This is a genomic window from Aquimarina algiphila (genome assembly GCF_007489275.1).
In the GTDB taxonomy this organism is placed as follows: Bacteria; Bacteroidota; Bacteroidia; order Flavobacteriales; family Flavobacteriaceae; genus Aquimarina; species Aquimarina algiphila.
This window is the reverse complement of sequence record NZ_VLNR01000069.1, coordinates 22,249-34,638: the sequence shown is the minus strand read 5'-3', so window position 1 is coordinate 34,638 and position 12,390 is coordinate 22,249. Positions and strand designations below refer to the sequence as shown.

The 12,390-nt window shown below is 29.1% G+C and carries 14 protein-coding genes; 5 read left to right on the top strand and 9 right to left on the bottom strand.

Features of this window, described 5'->3' with window-relative positions; translation table 11 throughout:
• Positions 1-174 precede the first annotated feature (174 nt).
• Positions 175-1,017, top strand: a complete 843-nt coding sequence (locus tag FOF46_RS24775) for a hypothetical protein (RefSeq protein WP_143918313.1) — start codon at positions 175-177, stop codon at positions 1,015-1,017.
• Between the two features lie 133 nt (positions 1,018-1,150).
• Here FOF46_RS24775 and FOF46_RS32995 read toward each other — a convergent pair whose 3' ends face one another.
• Positions 1,151-1,282: a hypothetical protein gene (locus FOF46_RS32995; RefSeq protein ID WP_255412225.1), complete on the bottom strand. Its 132-nt coding sequence runs from the start codon at positions 1,280-1,282 to the stop codon at positions 1,151-1,153.
• 16 nt (positions 1,283-1,298) lie between these two features.
• Complete coding sequence (locus FOF46_RS31775) at positions 1,299-1,436, bottom strand: hypothetical protein (RefSeq protein ID WP_167571939.1); 138 nt, start codon at positions 1,434-1,436, stop codon at positions 1,299-1,301.
• A 130-nt stretch (positions 1,437-1,566) separates the two neighbouring features.
• Here FOF46_RS31775 and FOF46_RS24770 point away from each other — a divergent pair, with 130 nt between their 5' ends.
• Entirely contained in the window at positions 1,567-1,791 is a 225-nt protein-coding gene (locus FOF46_RS24770; RefSeq protein WP_109436084.1) for a helix-turn-helix domain-containing protein, read from the top strand.
• A gap of 259 nt (positions 1,792-2,050) precedes the next feature.
• On the opposite strand, the gene FOF46_RS24765 is transcribed toward FOF46_RS24770, so the two are convergent.
• From FOF46_RS24765 to FOF46_RS24750, 4 genes are all read right to left on the bottom strand, one after another.
• Positions 2,051-2,809, bottom strand: a complete 759-nt coding sequence (locus FOF46_RS24765) for a DUF6261 family protein (RefSeq protein WP_109436083.1) — start codon at positions 2,807-2,809, stop codon at positions 2,051-2,053.
• A gap of 340 nt (positions 2,810-3,149) precedes the next feature.
• On the bottom strand, positions 3,150-3,815 hold the full coding sequence (locus FOF46_RS24760; protein WP_143918312.1) for a DUF6261 family protein: 666 nt from the start codon (positions 3,813-3,815) through the stop codon (positions 3,150-3,152).
• Between the two features lie 220 nt (positions 3,816-4,035).
• Entirely contained in the window at positions 4,036-4,542 is a 507-nt protein-coding gene (locus FOF46_RS24755; RefSeq protein ID WP_109436081.1) for a GTP-binding protein, read from the bottom strand.
• Positions 4,543-4,726: 184 nt separating this feature from the next.
• Positions 4,727-6,169, bottom strand: a complete 1,443-nt coding sequence (locus FOF46_RS24750) for an IPT/TIG domain-containing protein (RefSeq protein ID WP_143918311.1) — start codon at positions 6,167-6,169, stop codon at positions 4,727-4,729.
• Positions 6,170-6,764: 595 nt separating this feature from the next.
• On the opposite strand from FOF46_RS24750, the gene FOF46_RS24745 reads away from it, so the two are divergent.
• Positions 6,765-7,439 (top strand): hypothetical protein, encoded by a 675-nt coding sequence (locus FOF46_RS24745; protein ID WP_143918310.1) that lies wholly within the window; start codon positions 6,765-6,767, stop codon positions 7,437-7,439.
• A gap of 131 nt (positions 7,440-7,570) precedes the next feature.
• Here FOF46_RS24745 and FOF46_RS24740 read toward each other — a convergent pair whose 3' ends face one another.
• Positions 7,571-7,846, bottom strand: a complete 276-nt coding sequence (locus FOF46_RS24740; RefSeq protein WP_143918309.1) for a hypothetical protein — start codon at positions 7,844-7,846, stop codon at positions 7,571-7,573.
• Positions 7,847-8,246: 400 nt separating this feature from the next.
• Here FOF46_RS24740 and FOF46_RS24735 point away from each other — a divergent pair, with 400 nt between their 5' ends.
• Both FOF46_RS24735 and FOF46_RS24730 read left to right on the top strand, forming a co-directional pair.
• Positions 8,247-8,585 carry a roadblock/LC7 domain-containing protein gene (locus FOF46_RS24735; RefSeq protein ID WP_143918308.1) on the top strand — a complete coding sequence of 113 codons (339 nt, stop codon included), beginning with the start codon at positions 8,247-8,249 and terminating at the stop codon, positions 8,583-8,585.
• A gap of 17 nt (positions 8,586-8,602) precedes the next feature.
• Complete coding sequence (locus FOF46_RS24730; RefSeq protein ID WP_143918307.1) at positions 8,603-8,977, top strand: hypothetical protein; 375 nt, start codon at positions 8,603-8,605, stop codon at positions 8,975-8,977.
• Between the two features lie 64 nt (positions 8,978-9,041).
• Here FOF46_RS24730 and FOF46_RS24725 read toward each other — a convergent pair whose 3' ends face one another.
• Positions 9,042-11,345 carry a ligand-binding sensor domain-containing protein gene (locus tag FOF46_RS24725; protein WP_143918306.1) on the bottom strand — a complete coding sequence of 768 codons (2,304 nt, stop codon included), beginning with the start codon at positions 11,343-11,345 and terminating at the stop codon, positions 9,042-9,044.
• Positions 11,342-12,355 (bottom strand): hypothetical protein, encoded by a 1,014-nt coding sequence (locus tag FOF46_RS24720; protein ID WP_143918305.1) that lies wholly within the window; start codon positions 12,353-12,355, stop codon positions 11,342-11,344. The genes FOF46_RS24725 and FOF46_RS24720 overlap by 4 nt, the downstream gene beginning before the upstream one ends.
• Positions 12,356-12,390: the final 35 nt, after the last annotated feature.

The following is a 12,390-nucleotide window of genomic DNA, read 5'->3' as shown; positions in this document are numbered from 1 at the left end:
AGGAGAGTCGATGAGAAGAAAAAGAAAAAAATCGTAATTTTAACACTGAAATAAACACGCTTTTGGGAACTGTTTTGCTATGCTCTATTTAAACAGGAATACCCGGGTCAATTTCATAGGAATCTCCAGTCAATACATAAACTCTTTAGATATGACAATACTATTCGTGAACATGTGAGGAATTTTGAAAAACTAATCATTTTTATCCCATTGGTGATTTTATTTCTTACTTCTTTAGCAACAGCTCTTTTTGGTCCATGGACCTTATTTGTTTTAGGAATCTCTATAGTAGTAGTATCAGTATCGTTTAAATTATATACTACATATTATCATCGTTATTATAGGATCATTGAAAGAACAGAACAGCTTGGTAAAGAAGAAGAGGTATATTATATTGTCCAATCATGTATTTCTAACAAAAAGCCAGAAAAAATAGTAGGTAAAAAAAGTATAAAATGGAGATATATTAGTTCGAATAAATTAACAAAAAAAGAAGCTGAGTTATTTTTTGATCAATTAACAGTCGAGAAAGAAGTGGATGAAATTGTAGTGTCCGAAGTTAGAAAAGCTATATGGAAACCTGAATTTTATATTCGATTTATGGAAAAACATAATATGTCTCCAAGAGAAATAAATGCTCTTGGCTTGAGTTTTTTTGTATATCTTCTTGGCTTAATGATGATTTCATTAATCATAAACGCAGTTTGGACTTTCTACGGTTTAGGTGTTTTTATAGTAACTACAATAATGGGATATATTCTTCTTGTTAGAACGCCATACCTTTATCTACGCTTAATAAAAAGAACAGAGCATCAAGGACAATATAAGACGATTTATTACCGAGCTCAATCTTTTATTTCACATAAAAATTTGGAAAAAATAAAACAAAAGAAAAACATAAAATGGACGGATTTTAGATATGGTGAATTCGCAAAAAAACGTATGTCAAAAGATTGGGCTGAAAAATGTTTTGATGAAGTCACGATAAATAAAAAAATCATTGACAGAGTACTATAAAACAATTGATCGTATTTTGAGCATTATTTTATTTCAGAATCTCAAACGATGAAATATTAGTTTCTGACATCGTTTGAGACCTGAACTTGTTTCTGTTTATAAGAAGTATGGAGATAGTATGGAATTTATATTTTTATTCTTCTTGGTCGCTATTTCCTTGTTTAATGAGTTCTAATGCCCATTGATACTGCTGTAATGCTTCTCTGGTAAGACCATACTTACTTTTATAGTGCATCAATCGTTCGTAAAGTTTTTTTTCTGTCATGTCTATCAATTTTTGGTTATGTTTTTCCTTTTTTTGGGTCAGCATCAGCTTGTAAACTTTTGAGGACAATAATAAAATTACTTTGATCCTTTTTAGTAAACATGTGCTCCTGCTGATAGGCCAACATATAACGATATAGCTCTTCTTTGGTCATTATTGTTTTGTCTGAGACAAATATAATAAATTATGCAATATACTGCATAATTATTACAGATAACCAGTGTTTTACGTAAATAAATTCATCTGCAACTATCTTGTTAACAGGAATTTAGCCATTTTTGAGGATGGCTAAGGATGATCAATTTAAAGAAGCACTAGGCAATCGATTACGGGGTTTGAGGTTAGACGCCGGACTGACTTTGACTGAATTAGCCGAAAAATCTGGGGTAAGTTATCGCACAATTATTGATATCGAAAAGGCAGATACTAGACCTTCTGTAGAAGTGATCAGACTGCTTTGTATAGCACTTGAGTATTCTCTTTCTGATTTTTTTAAATTCAAGTACTAGTCTGTATATGTTGGTATATACATATGATATCCTTATAAAGTATTAGAACGATAAAGATTGTTCGAAAAGCTTCTAAATATGAAATTTTCCTGATATTAAATTAAGAAGAAAATATGAGATTGTCTTACGGAAATCCGTACGAGAACAAAAGATTTTTTTTGTATTAGCTAAGAAGTAATAATGATTCGAATGAACAATAATGAAATTAAGTATTCTTTTTCTGAAAAATAATAGTTTGTTTCAACATAACATTTCTTGCTTAGAACATATAAGATGGTTTAAAGCGTTTTTTGCCTTTTATGGTATCAGAAACAGTATTTTTTCTTTTTTCTACCAGAGTGTTATAACGACTTGTTAGTATATTAATTTCTCGTACTACACATTCATAAGTTTTTGGATTTAAAGAAGCATGACTTGCAATATGATTAATCAGATTATGATAGCTTTTTTTAGCTTGAGTTCTAAGTCTGTATATATTTATTTTACTATTAGGTACAGATGTTAGATTGTGATTAAAAGATATTTGGGGAGAAGATTCATTGTCTTCTGATAACTCTTCTACCCAGCTAGTTAATCCTAGAATTGCTATGGAAGCTTTTAGAATAAGAATGGTAGACCAATCATGTAAAAGATTGTCCAGAGCATTGTTTTGTGCTTCATAAGTATGTTGGGCAATCGGGCTTCCGTATTTGTCAATACTTTCTAATAAAGCTGCTCCGGCTGCACTTTTTATCTCATCAACATTATATGTGTAAGCTTCTACGATAGATCTAATACCTACAATAGCAAGATCTCTACGTTGATCTATTTCATTGGGATCAGTATTCGAGATTGTTGGATTTTCTAGTTGTTTTTTTAATGCACCATTAATAACGGTGATTTGTTGCGTTAAAACAGCAGTTTGTGATTCAATTTTTAGAGCGCGAGGATTTTGTACAATTATAATATTCTTTATATCGATTAGATATTTGATAAACTCGCTATTTCGAAACATATAAAAAGCAGGTGTAGTAAACATAAGGCATTAAGAGTTTTAAAAGTTATTAAAAACAATTATTGTGTATCCGTTTACATTTTTATGTGCTTACCTTACAATAGACGATTATGATTTTTAAATTTTGTTTTAACCAGTTACTAATATTACTTTATTACCTATTTGATACACCCTTAATGGCAACTTGTTTTTTTTTGATGTAGCAAACTTGTAGGGGCGGTTTTATTTCAAAACTTTTTAGGGTTAAAAGATTTCTTAATCTAATTTACTACAAAACTTTGAAGCTTTCTTACGGGAATCCATATCAGAGGAAAGAATTTTTTTCTTATATGATATAATGAAGAATTAGATTTATAGAAGATAATCAAAAAGGGCTCTCTACTATTTCAACATCTAAGGGCTCTCTTTTTTCTACAATATCATTATATTTTTTAGTAAGTATATTAATTTCTTTTATGATATTCTCATATACTTCAGACGAATGTAGCGTAGCATAAGCTGTGATATGATTGATGAGATCGGTATAGCTTTCTTTTACTTTATTTCTAAGTTGAGTGACATCGGTTTTGCTGTCGAACAAATACTCAGCATTATGTTTTAGATACGTTTTATTAAAAGTAGTATTACTTTCTTTTAGCTCTTTTGCCCAATCAGTAAGATCAAGAGTTATCAAAGCTGTCTTTAATTCTAAAATTGTTTCCCAATCATAAGTAAGATGATCCAAAGTAATGGTCTTTACATGATAATTTTGCTTAGTAATTCTTTTCTCATAGTTGTCTATACTCTTTAGGAGTTCTTTTGCCGCATTACGCTTTGTATGATCAAAGTGATAAATGAACCCTTCTAAAACTATTCTTATACCTATAATAGCAAGGTCTCTTCGTTTATCTATAGCTTCAAGATCTTTAGAGATTGTATTTATTTGTTTCTTGTACACCTCATCCATAGCAAAAATTTCTCGGATTAGAGTGGCGGATTGTGGTGCAAGTTTTAAAGCTTGTGGATCTCGCAGAATTACAATGTTTTTCACGTAGGTTAAATACTGAATAAATTCGCTATTGCGAAACTTATAAAAAGTGGGCCTTGTAAACATGTTATATTAGATGTATTTATTATTAAAAATTAATTTGTATGAAGTTCTTATCCACTTAATTTTGATTGATTTTTGGATCGCAAGCTATCATAAAACTTTAAAATTTTCTTACGGAAATCCGTATGGGATTAAAGTTTTTTGAGTGTAAGTGAAACAGTTAAATCTTTGATGTAGTATTTATTGTATTTTGCATGAAAAGATATAAAGCTCGCATCTCCTTTTTACCAGCTTGTCTTCCTATTCGTCCTGCAAAATAAAGTACAAACCAAATAATAATAAGAAAGAACATGGAGACAATAGGGTATACATAGGGTTTGTCGAGGCGTATATTTACATACATCCAGATGGCAGCACTTATAAATACTATAGCTACTATAAAATGCAGAAACATAAAACATGTCCAAACCGTTGGACTTGGACCAAAAAGACCTTTTAGTTTTGGTTGTCCGTTATCCATATCATAAATCTCAAGATGTAATTGAGGAGACCAAAAGTGTTGTTTGTTTTTAGGAATACGTATAAAGACATGATGATCTACCCGACTTATTTTAAAATCTTGATTTGTCTTACCGATTTTTTCAAAAGCATCTAGCGCTTTTTCTGATGAGATATTTAACTCTTGAAAAAAACGAGGACGCAGAACAATATCATTAGAGACTTCCATATCTGTATATAAAAATCAATGATACCTTGTTTTTTAATTTTCAAAAATGATTTTTATCAGTTTCTAAGTCACTTTTTTTTGATATTTAGTATATCAAAAACAATAATAACTATTTCTAGATATGAGTAAAGAATAAAAACAGAGATGTATTTTACATCTCTGTTTTTGTTATAGTTATATTTTCTTATTCCACAAGACTCATAATCCAGTTCTCGTACCGACCTGTAGTTGGGTTACTTTGGATTGATGTTGTTTTTCCGGTATCTACATTTATCTTATAGAGATAAGTAATATTGTTATCAGTATAGTTACAAATAATTTCATTTTTTGAGGAATCAAAAACAAAATCACTTAAATAATTGTCGTGATCTATGTCAGCAATGACACTGATTTGATTTCCTGTATTTTTATCAATTTCTATGATTTGACTAGGTGTTACCCCATCTTTGTAAACAAAAAGTCTATTATTTGCACTCATAATCCAGTTCTCGTATCGACCTGTAGTTGGGTTACTTTGGATTGATGTTGTTTGTCCATTATTTACATTTATTTTGTACAGGTAAGTGATGTTATTATCGGTATAATTACAAATAATTTCATCTGCATCAGAATCAAAATTAAAATCACTCAAATAATTGTTGTGATCTATGTCTGTTACATCATCAACAAAATTTCCGGATTCGAGATCAATTTGTACAATTTTGCTAGGTGTAATTTGATCCTTGTACGCAAAAAGAAAGTTTGGACTGTTATAACGACCTATAATCCAGTTTTCATAACGACCTGTAGCAGGATTACTTTGGGTTGATGTAGTTTGCCCATTATCTACATTTATTTTGTAGAGATAAGTGATATTATTATCTGTATAATTACAAATAATTTCGTTTTTAGCATCATCAAAAATAAAATCACTCAAATAATTATCATGATCTATATCGGCGATAACACTAATCTGTTCTCCGGTATTTTTGTCAATTTCTACAATTTGACTTGGTGTTATTCCATCTTTATAAGCAAAAAGTCTAGATCCATAATCTATTACAACTTCTAGGATTTCAATATTTCCTATAACAGTTGCTTTTTCATTAAATATAAGAGTAATTTCTCCTGTGGTTGCTCCTTCAGGAACTTGTACTTTTAAAGAGGTTGTCGTTATCTCTGTTATAGTACCTTGTATCCCATTAAATTTAATGATATATGTTTCCTCAGGATCAAAATTAGTACCATTAACTGTTATAATATCTCCAACAACAGCACTGTCTGTAGAGATGTTTTCTATAGTTGGGCTTTGAGGTTCTTCATCTATTGTTATCGTACCTACAACTGTTGTTTGTGTATTAATAGTAAGGGTAATATCTCCTGTTGTTGCTCCTTCAGGAACTTTGGCTTTTAGAAATGTGGCAGTTATTTCGGTTACTGTGCCTTGTGTGCCGTTAAACTTAATAATATAGGTTTGGTTTGAATCAAAGTTTTTTCCTGTAATGGTAATAATATCTCCAGCAGTTGCATTAGTAGTAGAGATATCATCTATAATTGGAATATTTAATTGTGCGTCAGGTGAACTGTCATCACTAGAACAACCAAAAAATAAAATACTTAATAATGTAAATAGGTAAATTTTCTTCATAGTAGGTATAAGTTATTTTTTATACATAGTTTAGAATTATTCTTTCTATTGTATTCATAGATGAAATTTCTAAAGGATGTAATTTTTCATTTTTAGATAGTAAACATTTAATATATGTGTTGTAGCATTGAAAAATGTTACCTAGCTTTTCGATTTTTCTGCACATTGGTTGCTACATTTTTTTCAGCAAGTGCGGCGTCATTCCAAAAACACAATAACCATTCGATTAAATCTCTATCAGCTATGATCACATATATGTTGTTGACAACATTATAACTATCGTTTTATATTAAATAAAATTTGTGATTACGATTTGGGGCGTATCCACGAAGTTGGGTGCGAAGATAATATTTTTAGATGAAATGTGAATTTTTTGTTAAAGGTTTTGCTTACCTCATTTATCCAGAGAAAGTTTTCTGTCACTTTCTCCAAGGGGGTAAATAACCCTTTATAAGGATGTTACATATTTTCTAGGATTTGTTACATCGTTACTAAGTTGGGTATAAGATCCTGTTTAATTTTGGATCAGATCGATCGATCATACTATGTTTTGGGGCCAGAACAACTATTAACTCATATTAAAACCATAGAAATTATGAAAAAAGTATCATTAAGTATAATTGCTATCTTACTAATTACTGTATGTTCTTGTGAACAGGAAAATACCATCGAAGAACAAATTGCTGTTGATCAAGACACTCAAGCCAACGCAAAGGGCTGGGGAGAGATTTGCGTGTCTAAATTTCACTCTAATGCCAAAGAAGTTACAAACCCTTTAACAGGTGAAAAAAGTTGTGAATTTGATTTGAACGGAGGCATATGTATAGAATGGAAATGTCAAACAAATCCCGGACTCGCAATTACTCCTCCACTAGAGCTTTTTGATCCCTGTAAAATTATTAGATGTGACTGGGTATATAATGATCCATGGATTCTAGTTCATAAAGCCGATCCAAGGGTTTTTGAGTCCTTTAGAGATGTACTCAAATTAGATGTTAAATCCAACACAGAAGGGATGTTGTTTGCCATGAATGAGAGCATTCTTGGAGTACAGTTTTATGGGGAGAATGATTTAATGTCAATACAATATGGTGATTCAAATCCAGAAGCTAATATTTTTTATCTTAAAAATAGTTTGACTTTGGATGCCTCATATTTAAAAGGTTTGGGACTTAAAGGAAATGTAATAAAAGCGGGGAAATACCCAGTTATTTTTAACAAAAAGAACAAAACCTATAATGTGATTTTAAAAGTAGAAAAAGGAATGTAAGAATAAGAGATTATTATAAGTACACTATTTTCTATATCTAAGCTTGTTGAAGTTGGTTCTCCCAATACTTCTTTGACAGGCTTGGGTTAACATATTTATCTTTATTGCATAATAGATTTTAGGTTGACATCTTAAAAACGACTTCGTCGTTTCCCAAAATATCCTACCTTTATTTTTTCGCTATATGTTTTTGTCGCTTTAGTAGTATCTTCAGAAGTTACAGTTTTATCAATCGACTCTATATTTAAGTCAGAAGTTTCTTTTTCTGAAATAATATCATCATAAGTTGTATTGGATAATTCCAAATCAACTCTTGTGACTTTTCCGTTAGATGTTCTACATTGATTAAATTTTTCTATTCTTTCTTGTAAAAGTAATTTCAATTCAGATTTGGGTAGTGTCTTCAAAATATTATTTTATAAATTATTCAATAGTATTCAAGTATTTTTTTTACGGTATAAAAGTAATTTATGTCAAAATGTATACCAAGTTTCTATTTGCTAAAATACACTTTTTGATAGATTATTTACCTATTTTTTTCGATGAAATACACTTTTTGTGTATAATTCTAATATATTCTTGCTATCTTGCGACACGATTATTTTATTAGAACAAAAATGGGATTCTTATTCTTCTTTTGAATTAAGATATGAATAATTTTATAAACATTTTATTGTGTTTTAAATTAAATTAGCCCATTTTTGTTCTAATAAAATAATAGTATCTAAAGATAATTATAGAATTAATGTTTTAATAAAAAAACCGATGATATTCAATATCACAATAAATTAAATATTTAAGAGTATTTTGGGAAAAAATGAAGAAAAAATGGATTTAAAAAAGGTGTTAAAATCTATAAATGCAGAAGCTGTTTTAATTGTGGATAATGATGGTAATATGGTTGATTCATTGAACATAGAATATGATACTAATGTTGCATTAATGACAGAAACGTTATTTACAATGTGTAAAGATTTATCAAAAGATATAGGCAATGGAGAGCTTGATCAAATAATGGCAAAATCTTCAGATGGTTTTTTCATAGCTAATAAATTAAGTTCTGAATCTATTATAATATCTATATCAAAAGATATTTCAAAAATTGGATTAATATTAAAGCTTATGAATTCATTAAAAATTAAATAAATAAAAATTAGTTACTTATGTCAAATTTTTTAGAACAATTCGTTTCTGATGTGAAATCGAATATACCAGGTTTAATTGCTGTTTCTGTATCAGAAGTGAGTACAGGAGTATCTTATGTTTCTCATTCTGAAAAGAAAGATTTTGATCCAGAAATTGCCTCATCGTTTAATTTAGAAGTTGTTAAAGCAAAAAAAAGTGCAATTGAAGCTTTAGGATTAAAATCAAATATTCAAGATATTTTAATAACACTTTCTGACCAAATCCATATCATTGATGTGTCAGATAATGGTGAATATTTTATTTACTTAGCTGTAGATTCTTCTAAAGCAAATCTTGGTATGACAAGAGCTTTATTAGGTAGGTATAAAAAAGAAATAGTTAAAGAATTATAATTTTTAGAATCCTTTCTTATACAAAAAAGCTGCAATTGTCTAGTCAAAATGCAGCTTTTTTTAATCAGAAATGAGAACTATAAGCTTTAAAATAACTACATTCTCGTATAATCATTTTATGAAATTCGGTATCTGAATACTGTTCTTTTAATATTTTAAAACTATTATAATTTGGTAATTGAATAGTTTGATATTCAGATAATTTTATTTCAAAAGTATTAGAACTACCATTATTATAGTAGTCATTAAGTTCGCATTTTGCCATTAGATATAGGCACCGAGCATTTAATTCTTTATCTGTAGACAAATCGATTACTTTTTGATAATATTCTATCGCAGTGTCGCTTAATCCAAAATAATGTTTGTCATAATAACTAACATCAGATAACGTATACCCTGATCTATTTGCAATGATATTAGCGCCTATTTTAGTATTCTTATATCTATCATTGGCATAGTCGATATAATTATAATCACAACAATTACCATTATTGGTTAAGATGCCTCTGTAATATCCAGTATTGGATATATTATTATAATAATTGGCTAATAAATAATTGGCTAATTTGGATTTCCATTGTTTCTCATTATGAGTTAATTTTTTTAATTCGATCAAATTTATAGCTAATTCTTTTTTTGAGAAATTGGTTTTAATGAATGAAAAAACATCTGCTTTATACACTTCGTCTGCCATAATATTTTTTTCAGGACAACTAAAACATTCTTTTATGTTGTTACTAAAAATAGTTCCAGGAATAGATGCCTCTCTTGGAGGATTTTTTTCTTTGTTAAAATAAATCAGCGCTTCTTTAGGTTTTTTTTGATATAAATAATAGACTCCTTTTTGATGATTTATATAGCTTATAAAATCAAGAGAAGATTGAGATTTATTATTTAAAAGCATGTTTTCATACTTGCTTTTATTGGGCTTATGGTAAAACTTTTCTAAAGCATTTAGTAATTCTAATGAGCTAATATTTTTGACATTTTCAAGATGATTATGAACTAGAAATGCTTTGCCTATTTTATTATTTTTATAATATATATGTGAAATTCTATCAAGAATTAGGGGTTTCCAATCTTCATTGGTAGGATGATCTTCAATAATTTTGATTAAGTAATTTTCATTTTCTGGGGTAATAGTATCCCAACTAAAAACTTTATAAATGATGGATAATGTTTTCTTTTGTTCTGGAAATGATTGTACCTTATTTAATTTCTGGTTTGCAGTGGTAAGATCATTATTAATAAATGATAAATAGGAACTTGTGATTTTCCAAAAATCTTTATTTTTGATTTGAGTATTCTCAATTTGTTGCTCTGCTATTTGTAGGAGTTCTTTATAATTTTTATTGTTTTGGATATTTGGCAATGTCCTGTCGAAGGTACCAATATTTCTTGGCCAAATATCACGCTCTACATTACTTAATGCACGCATAAAAAGAAGTTCTACCCTTGGATCTTTTGCATCTAGATGTATAAATTTATTGATGTTGTTAACTTCATCAGAAAAATCTCTTAAGCTAGCAATTAACAACACATCTTTTTCGTCATCGATACCCGAAAAATATGGTTTACCCTCTGCGTTTTTATTTGCACAAAAATTGTAACTTAAAAAGGCAGATTTTTTTCTATCAATACTTTTGTTTAGCACTTTTGTAAAAAGATATGCTGCTTTTTCGTAATCTTTTAAAGAATAATAACAACCAGCAACCTGATCGGTTATATAGTAATAGATCTCATTTTTTGGTAACTGGTCCTCAACCTTTGTTTTGTAAAAATTTACAGCTTCACTAAAGCTCTTGGAATAATGTAAAATCCTAATAATTTGATAATAATACCTTGCTTTTAATTGCTGGTTGGCTTCGGCACTTAACAACAAATTTGCTTTTGCAAGTAAAGCTTCGGTATTTACAGTTTTTTGGGCTAAGATCTCATCATAATCCCATGAATTTCGCTTGTTTCTATACCTAAAAGCTTCACTGCATTGTTGAGCAAATTCGATATAGGTTTTAGCGCTTTTTTCAGCTTTAGTGGTTTTGTTCTTCCAGTTAAAACTATCAAAATTATAAATTACATTTTCTATATCCTTGGTACTCCAGTCTAGCAAAACTTCTTTCCATAGATTTACATTCCCTCTAGGGTAAACAATTTCTTTCTTTTCATCATAATAATTCTCACCATAAAAGTTATTGTATTCATCCCTTAAAAAAGGGTAAAACTCTTTTGCAGAAATGTTAGTTTGTACGAATAAATTATAGAAACTATCACCCTCCCAATATCCATCACCACCACAAACAAAATTGTGATCACTTGCAAAGATAATTGAAGAGATAAAGGCCATTGTATAGGTTAATATAGTTCTCATAACTGCTCTATTATTTTTTTTAAATCAATGGTTAAGAGTGATTGCTCATCCAAATGATAAAAAATGATATCGTTAGTTTGTAATTTACTTTCTTTAATTGTTTTATAAGATGCTATAATTTCGGCTTCTGTTAATTCTTCTAATTTTAAAGTATACCCTTTACTAAGATAAAACCCTTTATATAGTGTGTCTTTTACAATCTCAAAATTGAATTCATTTAATTTTTTAAAATGAATATCGTTTTCCAAAACGAGCCGTTCTGTATTTTTGATGATTTTAATTTTATCATCCATATTGCTAACAACTGTTTGAGAAAACAAAGGTAAACCAATATGTAACGGCAAGGGGTATGCGGTTTTAGAATTTATGTATTGTTTTACAATTGTATTTTCTAAAATAGAATTCTGTTGTTTGTTTTTTAGATCACCAATGTTGTAAACCATTAAAGTTCCCTTTTTTACAGGTGGAACTCCTGTCTCTTCTTTAAATTTTATTTGATGTAACCTAATAGTTACATCAATATCAAACTGTGTTGATAATGTTTTTAAAAATTCGAAATAAACATTTCTGGTACTTTGTGTCCAGTCACAATCAATCTGAATTTCTTTAATCTCTCTACCAAAATGTTTTGTACTTATTTGATGGATTAATTTGGTGATGTTGCCAGATAAACCTACAAGATCTAATTTTTTTATCTTAAATACTTCATTTGTAATATATACAACAGGCACAATATCAAAATCCTGATATTCTTTTGAAACCTTTTTTACAACATAGGTTGGAAAAACCTCAGTATTATAGCCGTTTGTTCTTCCTTTTGTTGTGATATCAAAATAATGAAGATAGATTTTATCAGTACGTGCAGTATGAATCGCTTTTGTATAAGATTCATTAAAACTTGCCTCAGACTTCCAATGATAGAAAGAAATACTAGTCTTAGATAAGTGCTCTTTAGAACAAGAAGTGAATATACATAGTAGTAAAAAAGAATAATAAACACTTTTTGTCATAAACTAGTAAATGAATCTAATTGTTTTGAAACAAA